The organism is Acinetobacter sp. YH12120 (assembly GCF_013418795.1).
Lineage (GTDB): Bacteria > Pseudomonadota > Gammaproteobacteria > Pseudomonadales > Moraxellaceae > Acinetobacter > Acinetobacter towneri.
In genome coordinates, this window is the sequence record NZ_VPBI01000006.1 from 1 (window position 1) to 16,959 (window position 16,959).

The following is a 16,959-nucleotide window of genomic DNA, read 5'->3' on the forward strand; positions in this document are numbered from 1 at the left end:
CATGAATAGCAAGTTGGTGCTGATTGATGAGGGTAATCAGGTTTTTATAACAAGGCAAGTCTTTAAAGAGTTTGCTTTCAAACTGACAAAGCAAGTTAAAAAACATCTTAAAATTATGTACTTGAGATGTTTTATAGTAGATGGAGATAGCCACAATTTCTGATAAAGATAGCGTTGCTTGTCTGATACGTTGACGTTTGTTTTCTTGCTTGAGAAATTGCCAATAGATGGGTTCAAATTTTTTGAAAAAATCATCAACAATACAAAAAATTTCTGTAAAATCGTACATGGTAGTTAGAGCCTTTGGGTTGTGTCGTAACTTTCTAAATGGCTCTAACTACCTTTTTTTCAAGGGCTTTTCTTATCCGTAATTCGGGTTAAAATAGACATCACAATTCCTTTTAAATTTATTTAATCATGAAAAATTGTCAATATTCTCAGGTATCGTTCTGTCATATTCATGCCTCTTTTGATAGTTAAAGCGTAACATTTGAGCGCACCTTGCCACATTTATACACAGAACTTATACTGAAATAGACTAAACACGACCTATTACATTTCACTGAGTTTGCTGAATAGCTTAAGTGCAGATTATGACAACTTGATGCATTTTATTTAAAAAGATTCTTTCTTAAATCATTTTTGAATCACTGCAAAGGAAATTCCCTTTCCTTTTAGGAGACTTGCGGAGCATGCTCCTCAGGGAGAGGTTTTTTATAATAATCCCCTCATCCACTTGCGGAATATTCCTCATCCTGAGCAATACATGGCGTAAAAGAAGGGACTTTCAATACTAATTTTACTGATCATTTATGATCAAATTTCGACTTATAAAAGGATTCTAATTCAGGTTGAACCATTCATAGAATTAAGGTATAAAAAAGCCCGATCTGCATCAATCGGGCCAGATTTAAAGGTACACAAATTTGTATACATAATCAAAATCACTAGAATTTTAAATCAAAAAATTAATCAATCCTTTTCTAGAAAAGTTAACTCTCCCTCATCTGAGGTGATTTTAATTTTGACTTTACGATAACTACGTTTATCTGGGTTTAATGCCGACTCTGAAACATGATGGGCGAATTTTTCATCGCCCATTAAATGCGCAAATAATTTATAGCCGATACGCATTTTCTTAATTTTTTTCTTCTTTTTCTCAAACTCATCGAGTTGTTTATCTAAGTGTTTTAAATCTAAATACTGTTGTTCAGCCATTACTAGCTCCCTAATTTAAAAAATTTACCATTCAATTTCTATGCTTGTACAGACAAACAAATACAGAAATATGTCAAAAAAATTGTTTTTGTGAACGCTACAGTTACTTTTTACAACTGCCCCATCTCACCTAATTTATATGCAACGCATGTACAGTGCTTATTTATTTAGCCTAGCACAATTTGGCGAATAATCAGACAGCATTTTGAGTTATGCCTCAAGCATGTTTAAATGAGCCAGTTTTATTTGCCTTTTGGCAATTGCTTTATGGTTTAGGATGTCTAAATGCACAAAAATATCATCATGTTTGACATGGACGGAACGCTGTTAGATCACGCTTATGATGATTTTATTTGGAATGAACAACTGCCTATTCGCTATGCAGAATTACACGCCTGTTCTTTAGAGCGCAGCAAAGAAATTTTATACGATTTTTATCAAGCGCATAGCCACACCTTAGAGTGGTATTCCTCACGTTTTTGGACGGCTAAAGTGGGTGTAGATATGCTTGCGATGCAACTTGAATATAAAGATCAAGTCACGTTGCGTCCACAAGCTATCGAGTTACTGGAATATTTAAAAAATAATGGCTATCACATTTGGCTCACCACCAATGCCGATTGTGCAGGTTTAGACTTTAAATTAGCACATACAGGTTTAGCAAAGTATTTTGAAGTGATTGTTAGTTCTGAAAGTATTGGTTATGCCAAAGAGCGCGTTGAATTTTGGCAAACATTGCAACAACAACATGCATTTAATCCTGAAGATTGCTATTTTATAGATGACACCGAAAAGGTGCTTAATGGTGCTAAAGCCTTTGGGATTGGACACTTATATAGTATTGCCCAGCCATCCTCAGCAAAACCTACGCGTCAGACTTGTAATTACCCTATGTTGCACCAATTAACAGATTTAATTCCTGTCTTAGAACAATTTGAGGACACTCAAAAATATGCCTAAAACTTCGTCCCACGAAGCCATTGAAACGATCCGAATTGATAAATGGCTATGGGCTGCACGTTTTTTCAAGACCCGCTCTATTGCAAAAGCTGCCATTGAAGGCGGCAAAGTACATCACAATGGCGAGCGCGTTAAAGTTTCCAAAGAAATTCGTGTGGGAACTGAGCTGACCATTCAACAAGGTTTTGATAAGAAAACCGTATTGGTCAAGGCATTATCCGGCGTACGCGGCCCTGCCCCTGTCGCTCAGCAACTTTATGAAGAAACTGAAGTGAGTATTGCACGCAGGGAATTGATTGCGACCCAAAGAAAGTTGCATAATCTAGCACGACCTGATCATCGACCAAGTAAAAAAGACCGTCGTGACATCAGCAAATTTAAACAAGAGAATGATCAGCAATTTGACCAATTTTGGTCATATAATGATGATTAAATAGAGCGTCACAGGCTGTCGCACAGCCCGTGATATAAATAGAACTACAGGACAAATTCTGTCACTATATTGCATGTGGAAAAGATTTAAGTAAATGCATCCACTTGAGTATATTGTTTCGTGACATCGTATTGAGGTTGTAAGATGGATGAGAATAAAAGCAAGGCGTTAAACGCTGCGTTAAGCCAGATTGAAAAACAATTTGGTAAGAACACAGTCATGCGTCTTGGTGACAACACTGTGCAAGCGGTAGAAGCCGTATCTACAGGCTCATTGACCCTAGATATTGCATTGGGTATTGGTGGCTTACCTAAAGGTCGTATCATTGAAATTTACGGCCCTGAATCATCAGGTAAAACGACTATGACCTTGCAAGCCATTGCAGAATGTCAAAAAGCTGGTGGAACTTGTGCCTTTATTGATGCCGAACACGCGCTTGATCCTCAATATGCACGTAAACTTGGTGTAGATATTGACAATCTTTTAGTATCGCAACCAGACAACGGTGAACAAGCTCTTGAAATTGCCGATATGTTGGTACGCTCTGGCGCAATCGACATGATTGTGGTCGACTCCGTAGCTGCCTTAACCCCTCGTGCCGAAATTGAAGGCGAAATGGGTGACTCACACATGGGCTTACAAGCACGCTTAATGAGCCAAGCCTTGCGTAAAATCACAGGTAATGCCAAACGCTCGAACTGTATGGTGATCTTCATTAACCAAATTCGTATGAAAATTGGTGTAATGTTTGGTAGCCCAGAAACCACAACTGGCGGTAACGCATTGAAGTTCTATGCTTCTGTTCGTTTAGATATTCGCCGTGTAGGTCAGGTGAAAGAAGGCGACGAGATTATTGGTTCTGAAACCAAAGTCAAAGTTGTGAAAAACAAAATGGCGCCTCCATTTAAAGAAGCATTGTTCCAGATTCTTTACGGTAAAGGCGTTAACCATTTGGGCGAGCTGGTCGATTTGGCTGTTCAACAAAATATCGTGCAAAAAGCAGGTGCTTGGTATTCTTATCAAGGCGATAAAATTGGTCAAGGTAAAAACAACACCATTCGCCACCTTGAAGAACATCCAGAGCTTGCTAAAGGCATCGAAGCGATTATTCGTGAACAACTGCTCACGACAGGTCAAGCAGCACCTGTAGAAGATAAAGACGAAGAAGAATTCGACTTACTTGATGTTTAAGCATACGCTAATATGAACACAACAAACTGAATTAAATAGAACGCTCTACGGAGCGTTTTATTGTATATGGAAGCATTACCATGCCTGAAGACAAATTCCCCAAACTGATTGATTACGCTGCGCTAAAACAACAATTTGGCGAAGATGAGCAATCATGTAGCCGAACTGAGCAGATATATTCCGAAACAACGTCTGCCCTGCATTTTGCCTCAAATTCTGCGCCTAACATTAATAAACAATACCCTGCTTATACAGATGCCATTGATGATCAAGAACACAATCACAATGAAGACCAAGACGAACAGCAAAACAAACGCCCAGGACTAACAGGTTCTCGTCTACGCAGCTACGCCTTTGCTGTCTTAACGCGTAAAGAATATTCTAAAAATGACTTAATTGAAAAACTGGCTTTATATGCAGAAAACCGTGATGAAGTGATTGAGTTAGTCAATGAATTGGCACGTGAAAATTATCAGAGTGATCAACGCCTAGCAGAAATGTTACTGGCTAGCCAAAAGCGGCAAGGTAAAGGGCCAAATCGTATTAAAATGGCTCTTAAAAACAAAAAAGTGGATAGCAGTTTAATTTCAGAAGAACTTAAAGAAACTGATTGGGCAGAACAAGCCTATCAACTGAAAGTGAAAAAATTCGGCACAGAAGTCGCAAACGAGCCAAAACTTAAAGCCAAACAAATTCGTTTTTTACAGTATCGGGGCTTTGATATGGATGCGATTATGAAAGCAATTCGTAGGAAAGAGCAGGATTTTTAAAATAGTGGATATAAGATCAAAATAAGTAGAAGATAAATAGAATTATTATTTCAAAACTGGTGGCAACCCTACCAGCAAGCCTTCGGCACATCATAGTTCCACTACCGCTGCTACCTTCCGGTCCTGACGGGGTTCGTAGAGTACAATTGCGAAGTAACCAGCAGGGCTACCATTGCAAAAACAGAGTATAGAGATTTTTAACAAACTTGCAAGCGTTGTTCTGTATTTCCTTTTATAATGCTATCCAATTGATTATTTTAAAAACAATTGAAGACATTTATAGAATAACGTCATTTAAAATTTAGTCTAACTAACCCATCATAAAATTATTTCGAGATTTAAATCCTAGATTTACCCATATTGCGCTGAGATTGATGATAAGTTTGTAAAAGCTTATTGCAATTCCACGCGTGGACGTTTTAAATGTGGAAAATGACCAAATCAACAGGTTGAGTCCAATACGCTTACAAGGACTCACTTATACAAGATTAAGATGGATATTCAATTATGCTAAAAAAGCATGCACTTTGTGCTCTTGCCCTACTGTGCTCAACGCCTATATTTGCCAATATTCCAATTGAAAGCCACAATCTCAGCCAAAGCAGTGCTAGGTATGCCAATAGCCCTGCGATTGCAACGAGTAATATGGCAACTGCCAATGTACCCACCAATATCAATTGGCAGTTGATGCAAAAAAACCAGCAACTTGAAAATGACATCCGCCAGTTACGCGGCAAAATTGAAGAACAAGACAATGAAATTGCGCAGCTCAAACATGAATTGCAAAATCGCTATACCGATTTAGATCAACGTCTAGAACTGCTCCAGCAAAAAATAGACCCTGAATCTACTCCTACCGCTGAGGAGGATAACCAAAAGGATACTGCACCCAGTCACCAGCAACAACCAGTTAAATAGCAATGCCCCGCAATCTGCGCAAAATACAACGCATGTTAGCCCAACAGCTCAAGGTTTAAATACCAATATTGAGCTAGAAAAAGCAGCCTATACTGTTGCATTGGATGCCTATAAACAAGGTGGTGCTAAAAAAGCCATTGCACCCATGCAAAACTTTATTAAAAACCACCCAAACAGTGTGTATATCAGCAATGCTTATTTTTGGTTAGCTGAGTTTAATTTAGCGATTGAACCGACCAATTACAGCGAAGCCAAAAAGAATTTTGAAATTGTGGCAACCAAGTACCCTCAATCTGCAAAAGCATCAAGTGCCTTATATCGCTTATATAGCATAGCGCAAGATGTAGATCACAAACCTACTTTAGCAGCGCAATACAAAAGTAAAATTCTGAGCCAATATCCAAAGTCTGAAGAAGCAAGATTTTTAAAATAAGCCAATAAAAAAAGACATCCGAGGATGTCTTTTAATATTCTGAAGCTTGCCGTATTCGGTAAACTCAAACCTTAACGCACAATACCACGTTCAGATTGTTCTAAAGAATCAATTAAACGCTGCGCTTCTGCCACATTTGGCAAAATATCACTGCGAATTTGCTGAATGGCTTGCTCAGTGGTTAATCCAGATTTGTAAATGAGTTTAAAGGCTTCACGAAGACCTTGAATCACATCCTTCGACCAGCCTTTACGACGCATTCCTTCCACATTCATTGCAAATGCATGTGCAGGATTACCAGAAACCATGACATACGCAGGCACATCTTTAAGAATAAGCGATGCACCACCAATCATGCTATAAGAGTCAATTTTACAGAATTGGTGAATACCAGAGTTTCCACCGACAACCACATAATCCCCAACATGCACATGACCTGCCACACCCACGTTATTGGCAAAAATATTGTGATCACCCACCATACAGTCATGTGCGATATGCGTATTGACCATAAGTAAGTTGTGACTACCAATTTTGGTCAGGCTATTGTCTTGCACCGTACCACGATGCAAACTGCAGTGTTCACGAATTTTGTTGTGATCACCAATTTCTAGCCAAGTTTCCTCACCTGCATATTTTAAGTCCTGACAGACCTCACCTACGCTGGCGAACTGGAAAATTTCATTGTGCTGACCAATACGGGTGTAACCACCAATCACCACATGCGAATGAAGTTTTGTACCCTCACCAATCGTTACATTTGGGCCAATAATACAGTATGGACCAATCGTGACATCTGAAGCGATTACTGCAGATGAGTCAATAATAGCGGTTGGGTGAATGAGTGGGTTATTGCTCATGCTTGCTCTGTTTTCTGATGCGAAACCATAATTTCCGCGGTTGCTGCGACGACGCCATCAACGGTGGCGATACAATTATATTTGTAAATGCCTCGTTTTTGCATAACTAATTCAGATTTTAATACAAGTTGATCGCCTGCAACGACTTGTTTTTTAAATCGAACTTTTTCTGCGCCTGCAAAAAGGAACAAAGAACCTGCGCTCGGTTTCTCATTATTCATGATAAAACCTAAAATACCCGACACTTGTGCCATCGCTTCAACGATTAAAACACCCGGCATGATCGGATAATTCGGGAAGTGTCCTTGCAAGAATTCTTCATTGATAGATACGTTTTTATAACCCACGATACCGTTATCAGTGACTTCTACAATGCGGTCTACCAATAAAAACGGATAGCGATGGGGTAAATATTCACGAATGGTTTGAATGTGCATTGGCAATTCAGGTTTAGTGAAGGTGCTAGAATTCGACTCAGTCATCATAATTATTTACGCAATTTAAAAGTTGATTCAAGGGACTCAATTTGAGATTGCATATCATCAAGTCTTTTCACCAATTGGGTCAATGGCACATCTGCTAATTGTCTGAGGCGCACAACAGTACGTTTCCACTTTTGATTTTCAAACAAGCCTATACCTGACGAATATTTTCCTGATTCAGAAATATTATTTGTGACCATTGACATTCCTGTCAAAGTCACATTATCAGCAATATTTAAGTGCCCTGAAATTGCACTTCCACCACCAATGATACAGTTTTTGCCAATTGTCACACTTCCAGCCACGGCAGTTTTTGCTGCAATGGCCGTATGAGCACCTAATTTGACGTTATGTGCGATTTGCACAAGGTTATCAATAATGACACCATCTTCCAAAATTGTATCATTTAGTGCACCGCGATCTACGCTGCAATTCGAGCCAATACGAACGTCATTGCCAATAATCACCGAACCCAACTGTGCAATACGATGCCATTTGCCTTGATAAGGTGCAAAGCCAAAGCCTTCACTGCCAATTACAGTATTGGCGTGTATGCGCACACGATGTCCAAGCTTGGCTGCGCCTGTCAAAGTCACGTGTGAATCAATAAAACACTGTTGACCAATTTCGACAAAGTCATCAATTTTACAGTGCGATTGCACAATCGTATTGTCACCCACCACACAATTTTCACCAATTACGACGTAATGACCAATATAAGCACTATCGGCGATGATGGCTGATGGATGGATTTGGGCTGTGCTTTCTATACCACGTTGCGTATGCTTACGCTCAAATACATGGGTTAAAATTGCAAAAGCTAAATACGGATTATCGACCACAATAAAGTTGTGATGATTGTCTAACTCGGCTTGTAGTGAAGCGGTCACAATTAAAGCCCCCGCCTGAGAGCTACGTGCTTGCGCTAAATATTTATCGCCATTCACGAATGCAAGTTGATGCGCCTGAGCAGACTCAAGGCTTGCCAAACCTTGCAAACGTAAATCGGCTTGTCCAATGTATTGACCTTGAACTAAACTAGCAATTTCTTCTAAGCGATAATGTTGGGAACTCATTGATTATTTAAGTACGTTGACCTTTTGGATCATTTTATCAGTTAAATCATACTTCGGGTCATAGGCAAGTGCTGAGTTTTTATTCAAAACCACATCTAAACCATTTTCTTTACGCAATTGTTCAGCAACTTGCTTTAAACGAGTTTCAAAACCATCGTTAATTTTGTGCAATTCTGACTGAACACGAGTTTGCACTACTTGTTGCAAACCATTAAATTCTTTCAATTTCGCTTGAAACTGAGTATTCATTTTTTGCTTTTCAGTATCTGACAAATTCGTAGCCTGCTGCGCTCGCTGCTGCATGGCTTCCAACTCTTTTGTCAGCTGTTCAAGCTTAGTGGTTTGTGGTTTGACCGACTGCTGCAAAGCTAAATTTTGCTGTTTGAGATAACTGCTATTTTCTACAACACGCTCTAAACTTACTACACCATAGCCTGCAGCATGCGCCACAGCAGCCATGCTAGACAAACCAAACAATGCCAAACTCAATATTGTTTTTTTCATGTGCTACATCCTGTGTTTAAACGATCCAATTTGAGTCGTACTTAGAAAGTACGACCAATTTCGAATTGGATATTTTTAGTGTCATCGCCTTGTTTATCATTCAACGGATACGCATAGCTGAGTGATAATGGGCCAATCATGGTAATCCAAGTAAAGCCTACACCCACGCTATAACGCATTTCACCGAAGTCGAAGCCATAATTGTCTTTACAATATTGCTTGGCATTCACAGAAGCACCATTCACAAAAATATTTGAATCAGAAACATTACACTGAGTATCAAAAACTTGTGCGCCTTCTGCAAAAATTACTGGACGGACTTGACGCGTCCAATCTCCTTTAAATGGCACTGGTAGAGCCAATTCTGTACCGAACTGTACTAGAGCATTACCACCAACTTCTTCAGGTGAGCGATCCGTTTGACTTGTATCAGAGAAATAAACACCTGGATATTTCGGGCCTAAGGTGCTGTTGTCATAACCACGTACTGAACCATAACCACCTGCATAGAAGTTCTTATAGAACGGTAAGTCATTACCAAAACCTAACTTACCGTAGCCACGTAAGACAAAATCATGACCTAATGGCATATAAGCCTGTGCATCATAGGTCACTTTTTGGAATTCCACATCACTACCGGGTAAAGCAATTTCAGCATTAACACGATGCGACATACCATTGGTTGGGAAAATCGGACGGTTTAAAGTGTTGTATGACCAACCTAAATTTAGGTTATACGTAAGGAAATCACCTTTAAATTCTTTGCCGTAAGGAATTGGATTTGCACAAGGCTCATACCCTACTACATCACCATTTGCATCTTTAATAGGGACTAAATCATCTGGACAATATTCGTCACTTTTGGTTTCTTTACCCCCATGGCGCTCTAAATAGTCTGCGACATAAGTTGAAACATAAGGACCTGTGGTTACTTCGGTCTGATCAATGTTTAAACCTGCACTAATGCTTTGGTTTTCATCAATTGGGTAACCGAAGTTAATTCCACCACCTAAACTGTCTGTCACATAGTTGTTTACGTTATAGTCATCGTCCAGTTTGGTTTTACGATAGTACATGTTGTAACCACGACGCACACCATCAATCGTGAAGTACGGGTCGGTCACACTCAGGTTATAGTAATCCTGAGTTTCAGAACGTGATAAATCAATCGAAACTGCGTTACCTGTACCCAAGAAGTTGGTTTGGCTTAAACCAGCTTGGAACGTCACACCACCGCTTTGCGAGAAACCTACCGCTAAAGTACTTGTACCTGAGTGCTGTTCTTCTACATTTACATTTAAGTCAATTTGGTCTGGCACATTTGGAATACGCACAGGCTTGACATCAACGGTTTTAAAGAAACCTGTACGCTCTAAACGGACTTTAGACAAATCAATTTTTTCATTGCTTGCCAATGCGCCTTCCATTTGACGCATTTCACGACGCAGTACTTCATCGGCGGTTTTACTGTTACCAGCGAAGTTAATACGACGCACTGTAACTTGCTGACCTGGGTTGATGTAGTAGTTTAAATCTACCAGTTTAGTTTCTTTGTCAATTTGCGGAACAATATTCACTTCGGCATAGTAATAGCCTGCATTGCCATATTTACGCAGCAACAATTGTTTCACCGCATTCACTTTTTCTTGTGAATAGGTTTCACCATCTTTATAAATTTTCAGTGCCGTAAGATCTTCTGGTTTGTATAAAGCATCGCCCAAGAACTTGCTTTCGCCAAACTTGAATTGCTCACCTTCATCCACCGAAACTTCAACAAAAATATGCTTTTTGTCTTCGCTCAAATTCAAGCTAGAGTTAGTGATATTGAAGTTGATATAACCTTTATTCAGATATAACGCACGTAATGCTTCCAAGCTTGCTGCCATTTTTTCGCGTGCATAACGGTCATTACGGGTAACAATCGAACTCCAGCTACTTTCTTTAACAGCAAACGCCTGCTTAATATCGCTATCTTTAAATACCGTATTGCCAATGATGTTGATATCTACCACTTTGGCGGCTTTGCCTTCAACAAATTCTACGGTTAAATCTACACGGTTATTTGGGCGTGCTGTGGTAATGACGCGTACATCTGCATCATAACGACCTTGCTGCATATACTGCTGTTCAAGCTCAGATTCTAAAGTTTGTAGTGCTGACTTTTTCAGCACTTCACCCTCAGCCACACCCATTTTCTTTAAACCATCTTCCAACGCTTCTTTTGGAATCAGTTTATTGCCTTTAAATTCAACCTTAGAAATGATTGGGCGCTCAACCACTTTAAACACTAAAGTGTCGGCTTCACGACTGGCCTGAATGTCATCAAACAAACCTGTGGCATAGAGTGAACGAATCGCATTGGCCAACACTGCTTCATTGACACGATCACCACTATTCACTGGAATCATTCCATAGACATTGGCTGGCGTTAAACGAACAAGACCATCTATTTTTATATCTCGCGCAATAAATTCATCTGCTGCATATACTTGTTGTGTTGCCGCCATTGCACTAACCAGTGCCAAGGGCATAAATAAATGTGTGTGCTGCATGCCAGTCTTTTCCAGTGTTAAATTTATTTCGTATCTACGTTGTTATAAACGCATAATGTCATTAAATAATGCAAGGAGCATCATACTTCCAAGCAGTACCATACCAATTTTTAAACCAACTAATTGTATTTGTTCAGAAACAGGTTTTCCACGAATCAGCTCGATAAAATAATAAACTAAATGCCCGCCATCCAACATTGGAATTGGCAATAAATTTAGAATTCCTAAGCTTACGCTCATAAGTGCCATAAAGGAAATAAAAGTTTGCCACCCCATTTCCGCACTTTGCCCTGCGACTTTGGCAATAGTAATTGGGCCTGATAAGTTATCTAAACCAATTAAACCACGTACCATTTTGACAATAGAATTCAGAATCATGCTAGACAGCTGACCTGTTTTATCTACCGCCATAAATAAAGCTTCACTCGGGCTGTATTGAATGGTTTGCTTAAAATCTTCTGGAATGACAATTTTTCCAGGATCACTTTGCACACCCAATACACCCGAAACATTGCCCATATTGTCACGTTTGCCTTGCGGCATCACTTCCAGTTGCTGTACTTGATTGTTACGCAGCACATCTACTTTCAGTAATTTTTCTGGCGATGCTTGAACAACTTGTACCACATCGTACCAGTCATTCATTTTGACACCATCAATCGCAATAATTTGATCGCCGACTTGCATACCTTGACGAATGGCCGCACCATCTTCACTTAACTTACTGACAATTGCAGGAATTTGTGGGCGATACGGTGTAAAACCCAAGATATCTAAAGGTGATTGGGATTGATCATTTAAGAAATTTTGAATGGGTAAGCTAAATGTTTTGATTTCACCTGCGCGTTCCGCCTGTACCTGGATCTTGCCTGTTTCACCTACACGATCTACCAAGGCAAAGTTCAGCTTTTCCCATGTCGTCACAGGCGTACCATCAATGGCGGTAATCTTATCACCTACTTGCATTTGCGCTGCCGCCGCAGGTGTATCTGCCAGTACCTTACCCACACGGGTATTCAACTGTTCTTGAGAGGGTAAAAATAATAGCCAGAACAATAATATGGCAAAAATCAGGTTGATTAACGGACCTGCTGCCACAATCGCAATACGTTTCCACGGATGCTGACGATTAAAGGCATAAGGTAGGTCTGCTTCTGCAACGTTTTCTTCGCGTTCATCAAGCATTTTGACATAGCCACCCAAAGGCAGTGCCGAAAGCTGATATTGAATCCCCGATTTTTTAGACGTCCATTTTAAAATGGTTGGTCCAAAGCCGATGGAATACACCAAAACTTTGACACCTAATTTACGTGCAACAAAGTAGTGCCCAAACTCATGAATTGCAATTAAAGGTCCTAGCAAAAGAATCGCTGCAACCACAATAAATAAGGCACTCATGCTTTAGCTTCCTTTATTCAACACAAAATGCTGTGCAACAGCACGGGCATTTTGGTCTGCCTGCAAAATCAGTTCAATGCTTTCTGCGGCTGAATTTTGTATTTGGTTCAGGGTATGCTCAACCACTGTCGCGATTTCGGTAAAACGAATTTTTTGCTGCAAGAATGCTGCAACTGCAATTTCGTTTGCTGCGTTTAAAATAGCAGGTGCTAAACCACCTTCTTGCATGGCTTGACGTGCCAGACTTAAAGCAGGAAAACGGGTGGTATCGGGTGCTTGAAAATCAAGCTGATGATTGACAAACAAATCTAAAGGCGGAACATGCGTTTGGATACGCTGCGGCCACGCCAAAGCATGCGCAATTGGCGTACACATATCAGGATTACCCATTTGCGCCAAAGTTGAACCATCCACATATTGAACCATGGAATGAATAATACTCTGTGGATGCACCACCACTGTAACAAAGTGTTCTGAAATTGCAAAAAGATGACACGCTTCGATTAATTCCAAACCTTTGTTCATTAAGGTTGCAGAATCTACCGAAATTTTTTGTCCCATAGACCAATTTGGATGTTTGCAAGCTTGTGCAGGAGTAACGTGTTGCAGTTCTTCTAGGCTGTGGTTTAAAAATGGGCCGCCCGAAGCAGTCAGTAAAATTTGTGATACACCTAACTTAGGTTGTCCATTCCGCTCAGCCTGTAAATAATGTTCAGGCAAACATTGGAAAATCGCGTTATGTTCAGAATCTACAGGCAATAACAAAGCTCCATGTTCACGTGCCGCCTGCATCATGATGTCACCCGACATCACCAAAGCTTCTTTATTGGCCAATAATACGCGTTTACCCGCTTTAACCGCAGCCAGTGTAGGTAACAAACCTGCCGCACCAACAATGGCTGCCATTACCACATCCACTTCAGGATGTTCGGCAACTGCGATTAGACCCGCTTCATCGCTTAGAATTTCAATTTCAGAAATATGTTGCTGTGCAAGTAACTGCTGCAATTCATCAACTTTTGCCGCAGGTACAACCACAATTTTAGGATGGTACTGTTTGCATATTTGAACCAGTTCTTGAATTCGGCTGTGCGCCGTCACGGCAAAAACTGAATACTGCTCTGGATGTTGTTGCAGTACTTTTAGGGTGCTTTGTCCAATTGAACCTGTCACACCCAAGATACAAACAGCTTGTGACATTTATAAATCTACGCCAATAAGTTTTAAAACATACATACCCGCAGCAAAAATTGGAGCTGCTGCAAGCAAAGAATCAATCCGATCTAGCACACCACCATGACCTGGCAAGACGCGCCCAGAGTCTTTAATACCTGCACGGCGTTTGATCATGGATTCAAATAAATCGCCCAATACCGAGCTAAATACCGTAATCACCGAAAGAATCAGGAATAAAATATGTTGTGCCAAAGTCAGGTCTAAATACACCACTTCAACAACAATCACGATTAGCATGGCAGTAAAAACACCGCCATATAAGCCTTCTACTGATTTGTTTGGACTGACATTCGGTGCAAGTTTTTTCTTGCCCAGTTTACGCCCAACAAAATAAGCACCTGAGTCTGCACCCCAAACCAACAAGAACAAGTACATTAACCACCACGGCGAACTATTCCATACGGAAAAAATTGCAGTGACCGCAGCAGAAATTAGAATAAAACCAATAAAACTTAAGCTTGGGTTATACCATGCATCGTATTCTGGATAAGACTTGACCCAATAAATACTGAGTAACCATGTCAAAATAGAAGCTGCCCAAAGTAACAAGGCAATATCACTAAAATAAAGTGCCATTGCTGCCAAAGCGGCAGTCAATACACCAAAGCCCCAAGCCACAGGTTTGAGGACATATTTAGTTTTTCTTGGCATGAGTTTGAACCACTCATAGCCCGCAACCCCTGCTGCAACAATCATCAGCATAAACATTGGATAGTGCGACTGAGTTGCAAACATACAACTCAACACCACAGCAACCAATACCAATGCGGTAATAATCCGCTCTAACATGTATTAATTCTCAATTTTCTCTTGTTGAATTTGCTCAGAAGTTTTACCAAAACGACGTTCGCGACCACCAAATACTGCCAGTGCATCGTCAAATTCTTCTATGCTAAATTCAGGCCACAAGGTTTGGGTAAAATACAATTCAGCATACGCAGCTTGCCAAAGTAAAAAGTTGGACAATCTAAAATCGCCACCTGTACGAATCAACAGATCGACAGGTGGTAGGTCTGCCAGACTGACATATTGACCAAAAAGTTGTGTATCTATTTGTTCAATATCAATTTTATGCGCCACAACATCTGCAGCAATTTGTTTTGCAGCTTGTGCCATATCCCACATACCACCATAACTAATGGCAATTGTGAGTGTCATGCTGTTGAAATTAGCAGTCCTTTGTTCGGCATGCAACATTAACTCACGCAAATGCGGCGACAAACGTGAACGGTCACCAATAAAACGTAAGGCAATATTGAATTTTTCCATGCGTGGTAATTGCTCATGAATTGTGGTTTCCAGCAATTGCATGAGTAAATCCACTTCAAACTGCGGACGATTCCAGTTTTCACTCGAAAAAGCAAAAACGGTTAAAGCTTGAATGTGTTTTTTTCTACAATGTTCAACAATCGGGTCAAGTACATCTTTACCAGAGCGATGTCCTTCCCCTTTTTGCATTTGATTTTTTTTTGCAAAACGATTGTTGCCATCCATAATGATGGCAACATGTTTTGGCAAAGACGCGCTGTCTTCCGATGTGGTCATTGATTAGACCTTCATCAACTCAGCTTCTTTTGCAGCAAGACGCTTGTCTACTTCTGCAACGTATTTGTCTGTGATTTTTTGGATGTCATCTGCTGCACGGCGCTCATCATCTTCAGAAATTTCTTTTTCTTTCAATAATGCTTTGATGTCGCCCAATACATCACGGCGGATGTTACGAATAGCAACTTTGGCATTTTCTGCTTCAGAACGCGCAACTTTTTGCATGTCACGACGAGTTTCTTCAGTCAATGCTGCAAGCGGTACACGAATTGCATCGGCTGTGATTGGGTTTAGACCCAAATCTGACTCACGAATTGCTTTATCAATTGCAGACACCATTGAACGCTCAAATGGCTGAACCAATAAGGTACGTGAATCTTCTACACCAATGTTGGCTACTTGGTTAAGTGGCACATCGGAACCGTAGTAAGAAACCATCACACCATTTAAAATTGATGGATGTGCACGACCTGTACGTACTTTGGCAAAACCATGTTCTAAAGACTCTAAAGTCTTGCTCATACGTTCTTCGCTGTCTTTTTTAAGATCGTTAATCATAAGATCTTCCTTACTGTATTCTAAAATTTGAGTCAAAATATAGGGTTAAATTAAACCGTAGTATAAAGAGCTTTGTGGCTCACGTACATTAGTTCGTAACGTGAGTTCCTTCTTTTTCGCCCATCACTACAGAAAGCAATGCACCTGCTTTATTCATATCAAAAACTTGCAACGGCACATTGTGATCGCGGCATAAGCAGATTGCAGTTAAATCCATAACACCTAATTTTTCATCCAACACCTGGTCAAATGTAAGTGTGTCATATTTCACCGCATCTTCGTATTTGCTTGGATCTTTGTTATATACGCCATCTACTTTGGTCGCTTTTAAGATCAAGTTAGCTTCAATTTCGATACCACGTAAACATGCTGCTGTATCTGTGGTAAAGAATGGATTGCCTGTACCCGCAACGAACACACACACTTCACCTTGAGTCAGGTGACGAATCGCATCACGGCTTGAGTAAGACTCAACCACTGTACCAATAGGCAATGCAGACATTAAACGGGTTTTGATGTTACGGCGCACCAAGGCATCACGCATGGCTAAACCGTTCATCACCGTTGCCAACATACCCATTTGGTCGCCTGTTACACGGCCGACTAAACCATCTTTTTGTAATTGGCTGCCACGGTATAAGTTACCACCACCGACAACAATACCCACTTGCACACCTAAACCAACCAAGTGTGCAATTGCCAAAGACATTTGATCGAGCACTTGCGCATCAATCCCCATGTCTTTATTACCCGCAAGTGCCTCACCCGATAGTTTCAACAAGATACGTGCATAACGTGGCTTTTTTGAATCTAACATTGTCATTA

16 protein-coding genes, 1 other RNA gene and 2 pseudogenes are annotated in these 16,959 nt (G+C 40.3%); 5 read left to right on the forward strand and 14 right to left on the reverse strand.

Annotation, left to right across the window (positions count from 1 at the left end; genetic code table 11):
* Positions 1-289, reverse strand: a pseudogene (locus FTU58_RS05745) (IS982 family transposase); the annotation flags it as partial.
* A gap of 683 nt (positions 290-972) precedes the next feature.
* The gene (locus FTU58_RS05750) at positions 973-1,218 is read right to left on the reverse strand and encodes a hypothetical protein (protein ID WP_004976684.1); all 246 of its coding nucleotides are present in this window, start codon (positions 1,216-1,218) and stop codon (positions 973-975) included.
* Between the two features lie 285 nt (positions 1,219-1,503).
* On the opposite strand from FTU58_RS05750, the gene FTU58_RS05755 reads away from it, so the two are divergent.
* The 4 genes from FTU58_RS05755 to FTU58_RS05770 all read left to right on the forward strand — a co-directional run bounded on the left by FTU58_RS05755 (position 1,504) and on the right by FTU58_RS05770 (position 4,572).
* On the forward strand, positions 1,504-2,178 hold the full coding sequence (locus FTU58_RS05755; RefSeq protein WP_180062198.1) for an HAD-IA family hydrolase: 675 nt from the start codon (positions 1,504-1,506) through the stop codon (positions 2,176-2,178).
* Positions 2,171-2,611 carry an RNA-binding S4 domain-containing protein gene (locus FTU58_RS05760; RefSeq protein ID WP_004976690.1) on the forward strand — a complete coding sequence of 147 codons (441 nt, stop codon included), beginning with the start codon at positions 2,171-2,173 and terminating at the stop codon, positions 2,609-2,611. The genes FTU58_RS05755 and FTU58_RS05760 overlap by 8 nt, the downstream gene beginning before the upstream one ends.
* Before the next feature lie 144 nt (positions 2,612-2,755).
* Positions 2,756-3,802, forward strand: coding sequence for a recombinase RecA (recA, locus tag FTU58_RS05765; protein ID WP_004976691.1), 1,047 nt, complete (start codon positions 2,756-2,758; stop codon positions 3,800-3,802).
* Positions 3,803-3,882: 80 nt separating this feature from the next.
* A complete protein-coding gene (locus tag FTU58_RS05770) occupies positions 3,883-4,572 on the forward strand; it encodes a regulatory protein RecX (protein WP_178868169.1) in 690 nt (229 codons plus the stop codon).
* Between the two features lie 66 nt (positions 4,573-4,638).
* Here FTU58_RS05770 and ffs read toward each other — a convergent pair.
* Positions 4,639-4,735: signal recognition particle sRNA small type (gene ffs / locus FTU58_RS05775), an RNA gene on the reverse strand.
* Positions 4,736-5,076: 341 nt separating this feature from the next.
* Here ffs and FTU58_RS05780 point away from each other — a divergent pair.
* Positions 5,077-5,923: pseudogene (locus FTU58_RS05780) on the forward strand (YbgF trimerization domain-containing protein).
* 71 nt (positions 5,924-5,994) lie between these two features.
* Here the strand turns inward: FTU58_RS05780 and lpxA are convergent.
* The 11 genes from lpxA to pyrH form a co-directional block, all read right to left on the reverse strand.
* Complete coding sequence (lpxA, locus tag FTU58_RS05785) at positions 5,995-6,783, reverse strand: acyl-ACP--UDP-N-acetylglucosamine O-acyltransferase (protein WP_019836491.1); 789 nt, start codon at positions 6,781-6,783, stop codon at positions 5,995-5,997.
* Entirely contained in the window at positions 6,780-7,268 is a 489-nt protein-coding gene (gene fabZ, locus FTU58_RS05790) for a 3-hydroxyacyl-ACP dehydratase FabZ (protein ID WP_004976697.1), read from the reverse strand. Before fabZ ends, lpxA begins: the two co-directional genes overlap by 4 nt.
* A gap of 2 nt (positions 7,269-7,270) precedes the next feature.
* Positions 7,271-8,341, reverse strand: a complete 1,071-nt coding sequence (gene lpxD, locus FTU58_RS05795) for a UDP-3-O-(3-hydroxymyristoyl)glucosamine N-acyltransferase (RefSeq protein ID WP_179990295.1) — start codon at positions 8,339-8,341, stop codon at positions 7,271-7,273.
* Between the two features lie 3 nt (positions 8,342-8,344).
* Complete coding sequence (locus FTU58_RS05800; RefSeq protein ID WP_180062199.1) at positions 8,345-8,845, reverse strand: OmpH family outer membrane protein; 501 nt, start codon at positions 8,843-8,845, stop codon at positions 8,345-8,347.
* 41 nt (positions 8,846-8,886) lie between these two features.
* Positions 8,887-11,397 carry an outer membrane protein assembly factor BamA gene (bamA, locus tag FTU58_RS05805; RefSeq protein ID WP_180062200.1) on the reverse strand — a complete coding sequence of 837 codons (2,511 nt, stop codon included), beginning with the start codon at positions 11,395-11,397 and terminating at the stop codon, positions 8,887-8,889.
* A gap of 42 nt (positions 11,398-11,439) precedes the next feature.
* Positions 11,440-12,795: an RIP metalloprotease RseP gene (gene rseP, locus FTU58_RS05810; RefSeq protein WP_096901424.1), complete on the reverse strand. Its 1,356-nt coding sequence runs from the start codon at positions 12,793-12,795 to the stop codon at positions 11,440-11,442.
* Positions 12,796-12,798: 3 nt separating this feature from the next.
* Positions 12,799-13,995 carry a 1-deoxy-D-xylulose-5-phosphate reductoisomerase gene (gene ispC, locus FTU58_RS05815; RefSeq protein WP_180062201.1) on the reverse strand — a complete coding sequence of 399 codons (1,197 nt, stop codon included), beginning with the start codon at positions 13,993-13,995 and terminating at the stop codon, positions 12,799-12,801.
* Positions 13,996-14,820: a CDP-archaeol synthase gene (locus tag FTU58_RS05820; protein WP_136143951.1), complete on the reverse strand. Its 825-nt coding sequence runs from the start codon at positions 14,818-14,820 to the stop codon at positions 13,996-13,998.
* 3 nt (positions 14,821-14,823) lie between these two features.
* Complete coding sequence (gene uppS / locus FTU58_RS05825) at positions 14,824-15,576, reverse strand: polyprenyl diphosphate synthase (RefSeq protein ID WP_004976709.1); 753 nt, start codon at positions 15,574-15,576, stop codon at positions 14,824-14,826.
* A gap of 3 nt (positions 15,577-15,579) precedes the next feature.
* A complete protein-coding gene (frr, locus tag FTU58_RS05830; RefSeq protein WP_004976711.1) occupies positions 15,580-16,134 on the reverse strand; it encodes a ribosome recycling factor in 555 nt (184 codons plus the stop codon).
* Positions 16,135-16,222: 88 nt separating this feature from the next.
* Positions 16,223-16,951 carry a UMP kinase gene (gene pyrH / locus FTU58_RS05835; protein ID WP_004976712.1) on the reverse strand — a complete coding sequence of 243 codons (729 nt, stop codon included), beginning with the start codon at positions 16,949-16,951 and terminating at the stop codon, positions 16,223-16,225.
* Positions 16,952-16,959: the final 8 nt, after the last annotated feature.

Bases quoted from the DNA above. Each gene is read 5' to 3' on its own strand.
- FTU58_RS05750 (WP_004976684.1), bottom strand. From the start codon at position 1,218: ATGGCTGAACAACAGTATTTAGATTTAAAACACTTAGATAAACAACTC.
- FTU58_RS05755 (WP_180062198.1), top strand. From the start codon at position 1,504: ATGCACAAAAATATCATCATGTTTGACATGGACGGAACGCTGTTAGAT.
- FTU58_RS05760 (WP_004976690.1), top strand. From the start codon at position 2,171: ATGCCTAAAACTTCGTCCCACGAAGCCATTGAAACGATCCGAATTGAT.
- recA (WP_004976691.1), top strand. From the start codon at position 2,756: ATGGATGAGAATAAAAGCAAGGCGTTAAACGCTGCGTTAAGCCAGATT.
- FTU58_RS05770 (WP_178868169.1), top strand. From the start codon at position 3,883: ATGCCTGAAGACAAATTCCCCAAACTGATTGATTACGCTGCGCTAAAA.
- lpxA (WP_019836491.1), bottom strand. From the start codon at position 6,783: ATGAGCAATAACCCACTCATTCACCCAACCGCTATTATTGACTCATCT.
- fabZ (WP_004976697.1), bottom strand. From the start codon at position 7,268: ATGATGACTGAGTCGAATTCTAGCACCTTCACTAAACCTGAATTGCCA.
- lpxD (WP_179990295.1), bottom strand. From the start codon at position 8,341: ATGAGTTCCCAACATTATCGCTTAGAAGAAATTGCTAGTTTAGTTCAA.
- FTU58_RS05800 (WP_180062199.1), bottom strand. From the start codon at position 8,845: ATGAAAAAAACAATATTGAGTTTGGCATTGTTTGGTTTGTCTAGCATG.
- bamA (WP_180062200.1), bottom strand. From the start codon at position 11,397: ATGCAGCACACACATTTATTTATGCCCTTGGCACTGGTTAGTGCAATG.
- rseP (WP_096901424.1), bottom strand. From the start codon at position 12,795: ATGAGTGCCTTATTTATTGTGGTTGCAGCGATTCTTTTGCTAGGACCT.
- ispC (WP_180062201.1), bottom strand. From the start codon at position 13,995: ATGTCACAAGCTGTTTGTATCTTGGGTGTGACAGGTTCAATTGGACAA.
- FTU58_RS05820 (WP_136143951.1), bottom strand. From the start codon at position 14,820: ATGTTAGAGCGGATTATTACCGCATTGGTATTGGTTGCTGTGGTGTTG.
- uppS (WP_004976709.1), bottom strand. From the start codon at position 15,576: ATGACCACATCGGAAGACAGCGCGTCTTTGCCAAAACATGTTGCCATC.
- frr (WP_004976711.1), bottom strand. From the start codon at position 16,134: ATGATTAACGATCTTAAAAAAGACAGCGAAGAACGTATGAGCAAGACT.
- pyrH (WP_004976712.1), bottom strand. From the start codon at position 16,951: ATGTTAGATTCAAAAAAGCCACGTTATGCACGTATCTTGTTGAAACTA.